The 13,926-nt window shown below is 62.5% G+C and carries 13 protein-coding genes; 5 read left to right on the forward strand and 8 right to left on the reverse strand.

The features are described 5' to 3' along the window. Window positions 1-31: 31 nt before the first annotated feature. The 4 genes from PspR32_RS15725 to PspR32_RS15740 form a co-directional block, all read right to left on the reverse strand. On the reverse strand, window positions 32-973 hold the full coding sequence (locus tag PspR32_RS15725; protein ID WP_100783219.1) for a p-hydroxyphenylacetate 3-hydroxylase reductase component: 942 nt from the start codon (window positions 971-973) through the stop codon (window positions 32-34). A gap of 58 nt (window positions 974-1,031) precedes the next feature. Further along, the gene (locus PspR32_RS26190) at window positions 1,032-2,201 is read right to left on the reverse strand and encodes a p-hydroxyphenylacetate 3-hydroxylase oxygenase component (RefSeq protein WP_100783220.1); all 1,170 of its coding nucleotides are present in this window, start codon (window positions 2,199-2,201) and stop codon (window positions 1,032-1,034) included. Window positions 2,202-2,424: 223 nt separating this feature from the next. Continuing rightward, window positions 2,425-3,837, reverse strand: coding sequence for a DOPA decarboxylase (locus PspR32_RS15735; protein ID WP_159388847.1), 1,413 nt, complete (start codon window positions 3,835-3,837; stop codon window positions 2,425-2,427). Between the two features lie 84 nt (window positions 3,838-3,921). After that, the gene (locus PspR32_RS15740; RefSeq protein WP_010224003.1) at window positions 3,922-4,866 is read right to left on the reverse strand and encodes a LysR family transcriptional regulator; all 945 of its coding nucleotides are present in this window, start codon (window positions 4,864-4,866) and stop codon (window positions 3,922-3,924) included. A gap of 159 nt (window positions 4,867-5,025) precedes the next feature. On the opposite strand from PspR32_RS15740, the gene PspR32_RS15745 reads away from it, so the two are divergent. Next, window positions 5,026-6,513 (forward strand): aldehyde dehydrogenase family protein, encoded by a 1,488-nt coding sequence (locus PspR32_RS15745; protein ID WP_010224004.1) that lies wholly within the window; start codon window positions 5,026-5,028, stop codon window positions 6,511-6,513. A 154-nt stretch (window positions 6,514-6,667) separates the two neighbouring features. Here PspR32_RS15745 and PspR32_RS15750 read toward each other — a convergent pair whose 3' ends face one another. After that, window positions 6,668-8,887, reverse strand: coding sequence for a TonB-dependent receptor (locus tag PspR32_RS15750; protein ID WP_159388848.1), 2,220 nt, complete (start codon window positions 8,885-8,887; stop codon window positions 6,668-6,670). A gap of 459 nt (window positions 8,888-9,346) precedes the next feature. Here PspR32_RS15750 and PspR32_RS15755 point away from each other — a divergent pair, with 459 nt between their 5' ends. From PspR32_RS15755 to PspR32_RS15765, 3 genes are all read left to right on the forward strand, one after another. After that, the gene (locus PspR32_RS15755) at window positions 9,347-10,216 is read left to right on the forward strand and encodes an AraC family transcriptional regulator (RefSeq protein WP_036994743.1); all 870 of its coding nucleotides are present in this window, start codon (window positions 9,347-9,349) and stop codon (window positions 10,214-10,216) included. 825 nt (window positions 10,217-11,041) lie between these two features. Next, window positions 11,042-11,236 carry a hypothetical protein gene (locus tag PspR32_RS15760; protein ID WP_010224009.1) on the forward strand — a complete coding sequence of 65 codons (195 nt, stop codon included), beginning with the start codon at window positions 11,042-11,044 and terminating at the stop codon, window positions 11,234-11,236. Continuing rightward, window positions 11,233-11,559: a low molecular weight protein tyrosine phosphatase family protein gene (locus PspR32_RS15765; protein WP_010224011.1), complete on the forward strand. Its 327-nt coding sequence runs from the start codon at window positions 11,233-11,235 to the stop codon at window positions 11,557-11,559. The genes PspR32_RS15760 and PspR32_RS15765 overlap by 4 nt, the downstream gene beginning before the upstream one ends. Window positions 11,560-11,618: 59 nt before the next feature. Here the strand turns inward: PspR32_RS15765 and PspR32_RS15770 are convergent, their stop codons facing one another. The 3 genes from PspR32_RS15770 to PspR32_RS15780 all read right to left on the reverse strand — a co-directional run bounded on the left by PspR32_RS15770 (window position 11,619) and on the right by PspR32_RS15780 (window position 13,247). Continuing rightward, the gene (locus PspR32_RS15770) at window positions 11,619-11,909 is read right to left on the reverse strand and encodes a hypothetical protein (RefSeq protein ID WP_159388849.1); all 291 of its coding nucleotides are present in this window, start codon (window positions 11,907-11,909) and stop codon (window positions 11,619-11,621) included. Window positions 11,910-12,272: 363 nt separating this feature from the next. Continuing rightward, the gene (locus tag PspR32_RS15775) at window positions 12,273-12,752 is read right to left on the reverse strand and encodes an isochorismatase family protein (protein WP_010224015.1); all 480 of its coding nucleotides are present in this window, start codon (window positions 12,750-12,752) and stop codon (window positions 12,273-12,275) included. A 57-nt stretch (window positions 12,753-12,809) separates the two neighbouring features. Continuing rightward, window positions 12,810-13,247: an NUDIX hydrolase gene (locus PspR32_RS15780; RefSeq protein ID WP_010224017.1), complete on the reverse strand. Its 438-nt coding sequence runs from the start codon at window positions 13,245-13,247 to the stop codon at window positions 12,810-12,812. Window positions 13,248-13,434: 187 nt separating this feature from the next. Here PspR32_RS15780 and PspR32_RS15785 point away from each other — a divergent pair, with 187 nt between their 5' ends. Continuing rightward, on the forward strand, window positions 13,435-13,833 hold the full coding sequence (locus PspR32_RS15785; RefSeq protein ID WP_081492814.1) for a hypothetical protein: 399 nt from the start codon (window positions 13,435-13,437) through the stop codon (window positions 13,831-13,833). Window positions 13,834-13,926: the final 93 nt, after the last annotated feature.

Genomic DNA, 13,926 nt, shown 5'->3' on the forward strand with positions numbered 1-13,926 from the left:
TGCAGGAGCGGGCTTGCCCCGCGATCAAACCTCAACAGCTGCGAATCACCGCCTGCAGCACGGTCTTGAAGGTCGCAATCTGCTCCTCGCTGAACGTCCCGAACACCTTGTCCTGCTGCTCGCGGGCAATGCTCCACAAGCCTTCGGTCTGGTCGATGCCAGCGCTGGTCAGGCGCACATGCCCGGCCGCCTGACTGTCGCAGACCAGGCCCTTGCGCTTGAGGTTGGCCACTGCCTCGTCGATTTCCCGCGCCGGCATTGCCACTTCACGCTGCAGGTCGGCCAGGTTCAGCCCGGCGTCATTCTCCAGCACCATGAGCATCCGCGCCTCGCTGGTGCGCAGGCCGCTGGACAATTGCCGTGGCTGGTAGCTGCTCTGGTAGGCACGCAGAGCCTGGGTCATCAGGTAATACAGGTTGTGGCTCAAGCGGCCCTGGAAGTGGCTGCTCGGTGGCTGGCCTTCTTCACGGCGGGTCATGCGGGTGTGCGGCAGCACCATGGAGTAGGCGCCCTGGTGATAGAGCAAGGGCGAGCGCCCGCAATCATCGAAGGCCACCACCTTGCCGAGCATGATCCAGTGATCGCCGCCATCGAGGATCTGGTGGGTTTCACACTCAAAGCATGCCGAGCAATCGGCCAGGATCGGCGCGCCGCCCTCGCCTGCTTGGTAACTGATGCCGGCGAAGCGATCATCCTTGGGTTTGGCGAAGTTATTGGACAAATCGATCTGGTCGGCGGCGAGGATGTTCACCGCAAAATGGCTGGCCGCCTCGAACACCGCCAGGCTGCTGGAGCGTTTATCCAGGCTCCAGAGGATCAGTGGCGGGTCGAGGGACACCGAGTTGAAGCTATTGGCGGTGACGCCGACCAGGTTGCCCCGAGGGTCGGCGGCGGTGACCACGGTGACGCCGGTGGCGAAGTTGCCCAGGGCGCGGCGAAAGGCACGGCTGTCGAAGGCGGTTGCGCTAGACATGCAAGACTCCCCGGCTGCCTTGAGCGGCAGCCGTCATTGTTGTTATTGGCGAGGCCCTTCAGACCATGCTCGGGTCAGGCTCCAGGCCCATCAGCTCGCGGCCGAGAATCTGCGCGCAAACGTCGTAGTCGGTGTAGGCATGGGCGCCGGTCATGTGCGCGTCGCGCCACAACCGCTGCATCTCGTTGCTGTCGAACCACGCGGTACCGCCAGCAGCTTCGAACAGACGATCGACCGCCTGAATGCACATCTTCACCGCATAGCCCTGATTGGTGCGCCAGAACGCCAGGGTCTCGCGCGTCGGGTACTGGTGACGTTCGCTGTGCTCGGCGTGTTCCTGCCAGGTTTTTTCCAGAAATGCGCGAGCGGCGGCAACCTGATGGGTGGACTCGGCCAGGCGCATCAGCGCGGGTGTGGCGGCGCCAACATTGACCCCGGTATAGGCACGCACACGGTTCTTGGTCTTTTCGCGGAAGGCGTCGAGCATGCGCTCGGCAATACCGAGGCTGACGGTCGAGAAGCCACTGGCAAAGTACGGCCGGTATGGCGAGTAGAACACCTTGCTGTCCGGGTACAGGCCAAAGCCTGCGGACTTGCCTTCCATCATGTCCTTGGCTTTCTGGATGCGGTGCTCGGGGACGAACACCTTGTCGATCACCAGGGTCTTGGTGCCGCTGCCTTTCATGCCGGCGGCGAACCAGTCGTCACGGATTTCGTAGTCACTGCGTGGCAGCACGGCGAAGCAGTAATCCTGGGTGCCTTCGGCATTGGCCCGGCGGCAACCGACAATCGCCCACTCGGCATGGTCACTGCCACTGCTCCAGCCCATCTCGCCGCTGAACAGCAAGCCGCCTTCGACCTCTTCGACCTTGCCGAACGGAGCGATACTGCTACTGGCGGTGGCGTCGGGGTTATCGCCCCAGATTTCTTCCTGCAGCTTGGCCGGGAACATTGCCAACTGATGACTGTGGGTGCACAACAGGCTCATGGCCCAGGCGGTGCTGGCGCACGCGCCGGCAAGCAAGGCGATGCAGTCGGCGAACTGCGGCAGGGAGATTTCCAGGCCGCCGTACGGCTTGGGCAGGAAGGCACGGTGCAGGCCGATGCTTTTGAGCAGGGCGATGTTTTCGTCCGGGACCTTGCGGTCTTGCTCGGCACGGGCGGCATTGGCGGCGATGGTGGGCAAAATCGAACGAAGGTCTTCGAGCAGCGGATTTGGCTTTTTCATGAGGGGCCCTGCTTATTATTGGATGTCCACCGAGGCCTGCGAAGTGGCAGGTGGCGGCGGATGCAGGGGCCAGTATGGGAGGCTTGGCTCAGGGGGAAAATGCAACTTCCATAGGCAAGATTGTACTTTTCATAGCTGTTTAAAGGCATCGCGGGTCAAGCCCGCTCCCACAGGTCCGGCGTACACAGCTCCATTGTGGGAGCGGGCTTGACCCGCGATGGATTCACCCCGCTACGACGTTCTGCAAATTGCGCCAAAGCTCAGCCACATGCTCACGTTCGGTCGGCAACGCCCCCACCGACACCCGCACCATCCAGCGGCCGTTCAGGGTTGCCGGGGTGACATAGGCCACCCCCGAAGCATTGAGCCGATCAGCCCAACAGCGGGTATGCGCATCCAGCGCCTCCCCCTCCAGGCCGTCGCCCCGATGGCGAATACACAGGGTCTGCAACTGCACCGGCGCCAGCAATTCCCAGCCCTGCGCATTGCGCACCTGTTCGGCCAGCCACTGGGCGTTGCCCAGGTCGCGGCGCAAGCGCTGCTGCAGGCTCTCGATACCTTCGCTGCGCAACATGAACCACAGCTTCAAGGCACGGAACCGCCGCCCCAACGGAATGCCCCAGTCGCGCAGGTTCTTGACCTTGCTGTCGACCGCCGACTGCAGGTAGCTGGGGTTGGTGCTCATGACCCGGATCAGGTGCTGCGGATCACGCACGAAGTACAGCGAGCAATCGAAAGCCACCCCCAGCCATTTGTGCGCATTGACCACAATCGAATCGGCCTGCTCGATACCGTCCCACATCCAGCGGCATTCCGGCAGGATCATCGCCGAGCCGGCCATGGCCGAGTCCACGTGCAGCCACAAGCCATGTTCACGGGCGATCTGCCCGATCGACTGTAACGGGTCGAGGGCGGTGGTTGCCGTGGTGCCGGTGGTGGCCACCACCGCGCAGGGTTGCAGGCCGTCGGCCAGGTCCTGCTCGATGGCTGCGGCCAGCGCTTGCGGGCGCATGGCGAAGTTGTCGTCGGTGTCGATGTAGCGGATGTTGTCCTTGCCAAAGCCTGCCAGCAGCGCGGCCTTGTCCACCGAGCTGTGGGCTTGGGCGCTGGTGTAGATCATCAGCGGCTTGCCCTGCCCCTGCAGGCCGCCCTTGGCCAGGGCGTAGTCGCTGCTGCGCTCGCGGGCGCTGATCAAGGCGACCAGGGTGCTGGTGGACGCAGTGTCCTGAATCACCCCGCTCCACTGCGCCGACAAACCGACCATCTGCCGCAGCCAGTCCACGGTGGTTTCTTCCAGCTCGCTCAGGGCCGGGCTCGATTGCCACGACAGGCCGAGCACGCCAAGGCCGGTGCTGAGAAAATCGCCAAGCACCGACGACAAGCTGCCGTTGGAGGGGAAGTAGCCGAAAAAGTCCGGGTGCTGCCAGTGCGACAGGCCGGGCATCACTAACTGGTCTACGTCCTTGAGAATGTTCTCGAACGGCTCGCCCTGAACCGGCGCCGAGCTGGGCAAGGCCGCCTTGAGGTAGCCGGGCTCGACCTGGGCCATCACCGGCAGTTCGCCGACACCCTGGCGGTAGTCGGCGATCAGGTCGATCAGTTGGTGGCCATGTTTGCGAAATGCTTCCGGGCTCATGCAGCGGCTCCTGTTGTTGTCGGTAAGTGGGCCTGAGTCTAGGCCCTGGCCCACCGACAAAAAACGCCGCCCGGCGCATAGCTGCTATGGCGAATGCGCATGGCCGCCGTGCACGCCGAACTGCGACTGCTGCCACTGCTCGAACACCAGGTTGCGCAACCAGCGGTGCTCGGCCGAGGCGTGCAGGCGCTGGTGCCAGACCACCCAGTAGCGCTGGCTGTGCTCGACAAAGGCCAGTGGCCGCCAGGTCAGCGGATGCAGGCGGCTGAGCTGACGGGCGATGTGCTCGGGCACGGTGACCAGCGCCTGGCTGCTGCCGACCACCTGCACCGCCGCCGAGTAGAACGGCACCTGCAGGCTGACGCGCCGGCTCAGGCCCTGCTCGCGCAGGTGGCGGTCGATAAAGCTGTCCTTGTCGCCACCACCGGAAATACGCACATGGTTCCAGGCGCGGTAATCGTCCTGGGTCAGTTCGGCTTTGCTCGCCAACGGGTGTTCGCGATGCATCAGGCATACCGCGCGGTCTTCACCGAGCATGCGCCCGTGCAGGTTGGCCGGGGCGTCGTCGAACAGCGTGGTGGCCAGGTCGACTTCGCCACTGGCGAGCAGTTCATACTGCCCCGGTTGCCAGGTGCGGTACTCGATCGACACCCCCGGCGCTTCGCGCTCCAGGGTGCTGACCAGCAGCGGCAGCATGTGCTCGGCGATGTAGTCCGAGGCCGCCAGGCAAAAGCGCCGCTCGCAGCGTTTGGGATCGAAGGCCTGCGGTTGGCGCAAGGCCTCAAGCTCGGCCAGCACCTGGCCCAGCGGCACCAGCAGGCTTTCGCCGCGTTCGCTCAACACATAGCCGCGGCCCTGACGCACCAGCAGCGGGTCGTCGAACGCCTCGCGCATATGCGCCAGTTGACGGCTGAGCACCGACTGGCTGCTGCCCAGGCGTTCGGCGGCACGGCTGAGGTTTTTCAGCTGCAGCATGCTTTGCAGCGCCCGCAGGTGGGCGATGCTCAGGGAAGCGAAGATCGGATTCAAGGGGCGCTCCTGCACAGGCGGATGCCGCAGCCTACGGGCAAAACCTGCAGACTACAAAGCGCCTGGCAGGCCGGTGCATGGCCGGCGGCAGGCTCAGTCAAGCCGGCGCCGGTATGCTGCGCTAGGGTCGGGGCCTTGCTTTCCCTTGAGGTTCGTCCCATGAGCAACATCAGCCTTTTGCCCCAGGTGCGCACGTTTCTGCAACGCGAGCACAGCAGTTTTATCGACGGTCGCCAACAGCCTGCGGACCATGCCCGGCTCCTTGAGGTGATTGACCCGGCCAACGACCAGGTCATCAGCCGCGTGGCCGAAGCCTGCGTGCGCACGGTCGACGCCGCCGTCGCCTCTTCGCGCCGAGGCTTTGCGCAATGGTCGCAAACCGCCCCGGCCGTACGAGCCAGCGTGCTGCTGAAACTCGCCGATCTGATCGAACAGCACCGTGAGGAGTTGGCGCAGCTGGAGACCTGCCAGTCGGGCAAGCTGATCACGCTTGCGCGCAACTTCGAGGTCGACCAGGCCGCACATTTTTTGCGTTACTACGCCGGCTGGGCCACCAAGCTCAGCGGCCAGACCCTCACCCCATCGCTGCCCTCGTTCAACGGCGAACGCTACAGCGCCTTCACCCTGCGCGAACCGGTGGGGGTGGTGGTCGGCATCGTGCCCTGGAACTTCTCGACCATGATCGCCCTGTGGAAACTCGGCTCGGCCTTGGTTACCGGTTGCAGCATCATCATCAAGCCCAGCGAGTTCACCCCGCTGACCATCCTGCGCATCGCCGAGCTGGCCATTGACGCAGGCCTGCCCGCTGGCGCACTGAACGTGGTGACCGGCGCCGGCCTGGCCGGCAAGGCGCTGATCGAGCACCCGGGCACCGACAAGGTCTCGTTCACCGGCTCCGTGCCCACCGGCCTTGCTGTTGGCCAGAGTGCCATGGCCGCCAACCTGACCCGCACCACCCTGGAGCTGGGCGGCAAGAATGCGGCCGGGTTCCTGCGTGATGTGCCGTTGAACAAAGCGGTGGACGGCATCATCGAAGCGGGCTTTTTGCATGCCGGGCAGATCTGCGCCGCAGCCGAGCGCTTCTATGTGCATCGTTCGCAGATCGAGGCGGTGACCGGTGCTTTGAGCGAGCGCCTGGCAACGTTGAAGATCGGTTCACCGCTGGATGAAACCAGTGAATTCGGCCCGGTGAGCAACAAGCAGCACCAGGCCAAACTCGGTGCGCTGTTTGCCAAGGCGCGCCGCGAGAACAGCCAGATCATTCATGGCGGGCGCCTGATCGAAGGGCCGGGATGCTATGTGGAACCGACGGTGATCCTGGCCCATTCGCTGAACGACAGCCTGCTCACTGAAGAGACCTTCGGGCCGGTGGCGACCTTTTTGCCTTACGACGATGAAGAGCAACTGATCGCCCTGATGAATGACAGCCCTTATGGCCTGAGTGCCAGTGTATGGACCAACGACCTGAGCAAGGCCTTGCGCCTGGTCCCGCAGGTGCAGGCCGGTACGGTGTGGGTGAACATGCATACCCTGCTCGACCCGGCGGTGCCGTTTGGCGGGGTGAAGGCTTCGGGAATTGGCCGTGAATTTGGCGGGGCGTTTATCGAGGATTACACCGAGCTCAAGTCGGTGATGATTCGCTACTGACCCCAAAAGCACCGCTGGCAAGCCAGCGCCCACAAGGTCCGCAATACCTGTGGGAGCTGGCTCGCCAGCGATGCAAGGCAAAGCCCTGCCCAAAAACCTACTGCACCACCCCCCCCCAAGCGCTTTAGGCCCGCGGCCGGCCCGGCACTGACGGCTAAAAGCGGGTCGTCGCACTCACCCCGAACGTGCGCCGATCGCCCCGCGCGTCCCAGGCAATATCGAACGGCAACGGCACGCTGTCGGTCTTGTACTGCTTGTCGGTCAGGTTGTTCACATGCGCCGTCAGATCCAGGTCATAGCGCCCGCCCAGGTGATAGGTGGCACTGGCATTGCCCAAGGTATAGCCGCCCTGGGAAACGCTGTGATCCTGCTGCGCCGTCGGCAGGAAGAAGATCCGACTCTGATAGCGCCAATCCGTGCCCAACCGCACTTCATCGCCATTCTCCAGCGGTATCCGGTAACTGCCGCCCACGGCCAGGGTCCGCGACGGCGAGCGGGCAATGCGGTTACCCGAATAATCCACCCCGCCGGACTCGAAATCCTGCAGCTCGGTATGCAGCAAGCCCAACGAGCCATGCAGTTCCAGGTTGCTGAACGGCAACGCCTGCAGCTCGAACTCGGCGCCGCGAATCACCCCTTGGCCACTGTTGGTCAGCAGCGACACCACCTGGCCGTCGCGCACCGACACGGCGTTGACCTGAATGTCCGAGTAGTCGTAGTAAAACACGTTGGCATTGGCGATCAGGCGCTCGTCGAACCACTCGCTCTTGACCCCCAGTTCGTAGGCATCGACGTTCTCCGGCGCCACCACCGAGGCCTCGGCCTGCACCTGCGCACCGCCGCTGAAACCACCTGAACGAAACCCCTTGGCATAGCGAAAGTACACCCGCGCGTTGTCGTTGAGCTGGTACTCGGGGGTGAAGTCGTAGGTGAGCTTGTTCCAGGTGCGTTTTTCGTCCTGTTCGACGCGGGTCACCAGGTCGCCGGTGTAGTGTTTCCACCAGTCGCGCTCGCTGCTGTAGCTGACCGCATCGGCATCCGGCGCGGCTACGCGGTGCAGGTCGATGTCCTTGGTTTCGCGGGTCCAGCGCAGGCCGGCGGTGAGGCTCAGGTTGTCGGTGGCCTGCCAGGTGCTGCTGCCGAAAATCGCGAAGCTGTCGGTGCTTTGGTCGATATCGGTACGGCCATAGTCAGCCACGCCCAAGGCCTGGTTGTAGGGCTTGGGCAACAGGCCGTTGTCGTTGCGGCTGTCGAGTTGTTCATGGAACACATGCGTGCCGACGATCCAGCTGACCGGCTGGTTTTTCGCCGAAGACAAGCGCAGCTCCTGGGACACCTGCTTCCAGCGGTCATCGTTAAAGCCACGGCCGAACTCGTAAAGGCTCATGTTCGGGCTTTCGGCTTTTTCGTGGATATCGTCGAAGGCGGTGATCGAGTCCAGTTGCAGGTCGCCCAGATCCCACTTCAGTGCCAACTGCACACCGTTGTGCTCGATGCGGTCTTCGGCCTTGCCAGTGAACGCGGCCTCGTCGGTATCCGGCTTCGGCGCCGGGCCAAACAGCGTGCTGCCACCCGGCCCCGAACCCCAGGCGCGGGTGGCGATGCCCTGCCCCTTGTAGTCGCGGCCATGCAATTGCAGGGTGGCCTGCAGGTCGTCGTTGATCTGCGCCAGCAATTGCAGGCGCAGGGCCTGATCGTGGATGTCGCCAACGGTATGGCCATCGACCTGGTTCTCCAGTTGGCCATCGGCGCTCTGGTCGACAAACGCCACCCGTGCGGCCAGCTTGTTGTCGATCAGCGTATCGCCATAGGCGCCTTCGTACAGGCGCGAATTGTAGTTGCCCAGGTCGAGTTTGAAGTAACCGTTGGCTTTCTCGAAATCCGGCTTGCGCGAAACGAAGTTGATCGCCCCGCCAGTGGTGTTCTTGCCCCACAGCGTGCCCTGCGGCCCGCGCAGCACCTCGACGCGCTCCATGTCATAGAGCGGAAAACCGGTAGCCACGTGGGGGTCGATATACACGTCATCGGTGTAGATGCCTACCGGGTAAACCGTGGTCGACGCCATGTCCCCCGAGCCCATGCCACGAATGTACCAGCGCGGCCGCTGGTGCCCGGCGAACTCCGGGGCGATAGCGTTGGGCACGTTCTGCAGGGCCTTGCCGGCACTGAAGCCGCCACCGCTGTCGGCGATCTGCTTGGCGCTGACCACGGAGATGGCCGAGGGCACATCCTGCACCGACTCTTCGCGCTTTTGCGCAGTAACCGTGACAGTGGGCAGCGCTTCGGGGCTTGGCTCGGCGGCGAAGCTCGGTAGCGTGGGTAAGGCGGCGGCGATGGCCAGTAACAGGGGCACGCGGGCGAAGGGAGCGGTCATGAACGTCGATGTTCCACGAGGGGGAAGAGACGAGGGCCTTCGCAATGGTTGTGCCAGGTGGGTAGTGGCTTGATTTGTATCGGTTTTGTCTGTTTGCGATTGATGAGATGTTGCCTGATGAGCAGCTGGCCAGCACTGTTTGCGTGAGCATCAGCAGGGGCCAAACCTTTAACTACGAGCGCGCTCCAATCTTCCCTTCAATCCATTCTGCAACCTCGCGACCCTCCCCCTGTCGCTGTAAATCCAGCGGCCGGGTTTGGTAGCCCGAGTACTCTAAGGCGTGCAGGGTGGACCAAGCCTCGGCCAAGTAAACGCCGAGGGCTACGCCCGGGCCGCCGACGCGGCCCATCGAGCGAATGCTCATCCCCGTGAAAAACACACCTAGAGCAAACACGGCTAGGCACAGCTACGCGGGTATAGTCGATTCTATGCCGACCGTACTTCCAAGAGCCTCCAGCCGTGCCCGACTTGCCGCCCAACGCCGCCTACACCCAGCGCTTCAGCGCTGTGCTCGCCTACATCGACGCCAACCTCGAAGGTGATCTGTCGGTAAAAACCCTGAGCCAGGTGGCGAACTTTTCGGTGTTTCACTTTCATCGCCAGTTCACGGCGTACGTCGGGGTGCCGGTCTCGCGCTATGTGCAGTTGATGCGCTTGCGCCAGGCGGCGCATCGTTTGGCGGCCAATGCCGATCACTCGGTGCTGGAGGCTGCGTTAGCTGCTGGTTTCGAAAGCCCCGAGGCGTTCAGCCGGGCGTTTCGGCGGGCGCTGGGCATGTCGCCTAGCGCCTTTCGCCGCCAGCCGAACTGGCAGGCCTGGAATGCGGTGTTCGCTATCCCTCACTTTTCCAGGAGCGTCATCATGCAGGTTCGTATTGTGGAATTTGTTCAAACCCGGGTCGCAGCGCTGGAGCACTGCGGGCCGGCCGCGCAGGTCGACGAGAGCGTGCGCCAGTTCATTGCCTGGCGCATGGCGAGCGGGCAGTCGCCGGTGGCGTCGAGCCGCAGCTTTGGCATCCCCTATGGCAACCCCGATACCACGCCGGCGGAGGATTTTCGTTTCGCCATTTGTGGTGAGATTGATGAGGCGGTGGCGGCAAATGAACTCGGCGTGCACGAACGGGTGATTGCTGGCGGGCGTTATGCGGTAGTGCGGCATGAAGGTTCGCCGGACCATATTGGTGAATCCATCTATCCGCTTTATCGCGACTGGTTGCCGGACAGTGGTGAAGAGTTGCGCGATCAGCCGCTGTTTTTTCATTACCTGAGTGCTTATCCGCAAACGCCGCAGGAGCAGTGGCAGACGGATATTTATGTGCCGTTGCGGTAGTCGGCGTCTTGGGGCTACTGCGTAGCCCATCGCCGGCAAGTCCGGCTCCCACAGTGGATCTGTGTACACCGGACCTGTGGGAGCTGGCCTTGCCAGCGATCGAGCGCGAAGCGGTCGCAATCCAGACACCACCTGATGTGCTGGCTGTACCGGCCTCATCGCTGGCAAGCCAGCTCCCACAGTGGATCTGTGTATGCCGGACTTGTGGGAGCTGGCCTTGCCGGCGATCGGGCGTGAAGCGGTCGTAATCCAGGCAACACCTGATGTGCTGGCTGTACCGGCCCCATCGCGGGCAAGCCAGCTCCCACAGTGGATCTGTGTACGCCGGACTTGTGGGAGCTGGCCTTGCCAGCGATCGAGCGCGCAGCGGTCGCAATTCAGGCAACACTGATGTGCTGGCTGTACCGCCCTCATCGCGGGTCGAGCCCGCTCCCACAGTGGATCTGTGTACACCGGACCTGTGGGAGCTGGCCTTGCCAGCGATCGAGCGCGAAGCGGTCGCAATCCAGACACCACCTGATGTGCTGGCTGTACCGGCCTCATCGCTGGCAAGCCAGCTCCCACAGTGGATCTGTGTATGCCGGACTTGTGGGAGCTGGCCTTGCCAGCGATCGAGCGCGCAGCGGTCGTAATCCAGGCAACACCTGATGTGCTGGCTGTACCGGCCTCATCGCTGGCAAGGCCAGCTCCCACAAAGGTCGTAATCCAGGCACCACCTGATGTGCTGGCTGGACCGGCCTCTAGCCACAATCCCGATTCGCGCTTACTATAGCGCCAACTCGTATTACCGCGGCTGCTGAACCCGGTACTCACGAGGACAAGATCATGGAAAGAACCCGCGCCTGGAGACGCTCACAGGCCCGTAAAAGTGGCAAAACCAAAGCGGTGCATCCGCTGGAGTTCAAGCCCGAAAAGAACTGGAAGCTGCTGTACACCCGTGCCGACAAGCTGATAAGGGCACGCCAACTCGGCATGAGCTATCCCATCCGCTCCACCCGCCAACTGTTGGATCAAGAGTGACTAACCTCCTGTTCGTCTGCAGCCGTAATCAATGGCGCAGCCCTACCGCAGAAGCGCTCTGGCGCCGCCGCCCCGGCTTCGATGCCCGGTCGGCGGGCACCAGCCCGAATGCACGTAAACCCATCGGCCCGGCGGATATTCGCTGGGCCGATGTGATTTTTGTCATGGAACGCAAACACCAGAATCGCCTGCAGGCGCACTACGCGCGGCTGCTTGAGCACAAGCGGCTGTATACCCTGGATATACCGGATGATTTTCGCTTCATGGACCCTGAGTTGGTGGCCATGCTCGAAGATGCGGTCGCGTCCTGTCTGGCGCTGTAGAAGCAGACACGCAAAGCCTGCGACAGCGAAAGTGTCGCCAGATCAAGCGCAAGAACGCGCTATTTGATCTGCACAATGACCGGACCTTCCGTTACGATCGGCGGCTGCGCGTGGATACTCGAGGCATTTTTCTGAATCCAGTCACGGGCGACTTTCAAGCTCGCATCGCTGCCGGCCTTGTCCGTGCAGACAGTTATCGACGTACCGCCATCACCCGTATTCAGCAGCGTGTAGCTGACCAGCCCAGGCACTGTCCGCAAGGCTGCTTCGACGTCGGCTTTGCGCACTTCTAAAAGCTCGAAAAGCTGCTTTGCTCCAGTACCTAGATAGGTTCTGATAACCGCATACATGTTCGTCTCCTTTGGGGCGCCGCCTTGATGCTAATCCAGGTCCACCGATGGCTGCTTTCAGCCAGGTTTCAATTCGCCCCGGTTTATTAAGCTTAGCCATACGTCGACGACAAGCGAAATGCAACGACCACCGGCAGCTTCTTCTGGCCGCTGGCCGCGACCCGCAGCGGGATGTGCGCATTCAGGCAGACTCATCAGCGCATAGCGATTTGAAAGTCGATAGCGAACGGTCAACGATGGGCGTTGGGCTCACACTTGCGCGCTCTCCCGCTAAAGCTCAAAACCGCTGCGTACTGGCCTGAAGCAGGCGTGTCGTGATGAGCACATGGATCGACCCAGGCGCTCCTGCCACCTTGTAAGAACTCACGCATCAAGTTCAGCAAGCACCTCTGCCCTGGTAGTCACCTGGCGGAAATGATGCTTCCACAGATCGATGCCCAACCGACCTGACCTGTCCAGGGATGAGCCAACGGTCAAGTCGGTCACCAGCGTCGGCATCAACCCTGCATCGAACAGTGCAAACCCGGCGGCGAGCACGCAGGTTTCGGTCTGCAGGCCACAAACCAGCACGCGCTCCACACCGAGCTGCTTGATGTACTCGATGGTTTCTGCGGTCTGCCCATAGCCGTGCTTTACAAACACTTTGTCGGCTTCGACCAGGCTCTCGTCTTCGGCCGCAGGATGCCAACCGAGTTGTTGTGCAAACGGGGTTACCTGCTCATCATGCAGCTCGACCGAGGCAATCGTGACAATCCGCTCTGACAACGCCCGCACCCCATCGACCAGCCACTCGGGTGGACTGAACGTGGACTGGACATCAACGATAAGCAAAACCTGGCGCATAAGCTTCTCTCGGGCATCAACCAATGGCCCGGAGTATATCGCCCTGCGGCGGATTATTTAGCCCTGTTTGCCTGGCCAATGACCACGCGTTTTCAAGGTCGCGCAGACAAACCGCAGCGCTCGTTGAAACACAGGGTGGCAGTCGGCAAGGGGCAAATGCTCAAGCCCAGCCCAGAAGAATGTGAACACGTGGCCATGATCGTCGAGCGTCTGATGAGACCACTGCTCAGGCAGCGGTCCGCTCGCCCGGCACAATTGAAACGACCAAGTCTGGCCAAGGTGCTCGGCATCCCAACACCCCAGGTCGTCCACGATGGTGGCGGCACTGATGCCAGACTCTTCCGCCAGTTCTCGCAGCGCTGCCTGAGCAGGTGTTTCGCCGGTTTCAATGCTGCCCTTCACCAGTTGCACTCCGGCCAGCGGATGACGAAACAACAGGAGCCTGGGGTGCGGCGTGGATGAAAAAACCACTGCGCAGGCCTTGTCAGGGAGCATGGCGATTTCCTTATCGGCAAAGACGGTTGAGCATCATACGCCAGGAGCAGGCCTGCCTCGCGATGGCGGTCATATAGATTCGCGGGGCCAAGCCCACGCCGAATTAAGCAGCGACGGCTTAGAACTTTTCCCTTTTTATCGGTCTATGTGGATACGTTCAATCGTCCTTCAGAGGTTGTCATCGCTCATGAAATTCCAAGCCCCACGGATGGTGCTCGTTGCCCTGTTCGCATTCGCGGCAGTGGGCTCGGCATCAGCAACACAGATGAAGACCTCAACCCCTGCTGTCGCCGCTCCAACGCCGGTTGTCCAGGCGCCGGCCCTGGCGGCCGGCAACCCGTGGCCGACTATCGCCAGCATGGCCGAAAACCAGCCTGGGCCGTTGCTTGCCCATGATGACCACTACCGGCATGACGACCGTTGGCATGATCGTCGAGACGATTGGCGCCGAGACAACTGGCGCAGGGAACAATGGCGTCGCGAGCAAGCCCGGCGCGAAGCCGAGCGCCATCGTTACTGGGAACGCCACCATGATCGGGCCATGCGTTACCGTTATGAGGACGATCGCCGCTACTATCGCCGCTAAGGTGTAAAGACGGGTCGCTCGCGTCCCCCATAACCGTCAGCCATTGGCCGGACCGCGGCAGATTACGTTGCTCCGGTCCACACTGTATTGGCC

Source organism: Pseudomonas sp. R32, assembly GCF_009866705.1.
GTDB lineage: Bacteria > Pseudomonadota > Gammaproteobacteria > Pseudomonadales > Pseudomonadaceae > Aquipseudomonas > Aquipseudomonas donghuensis.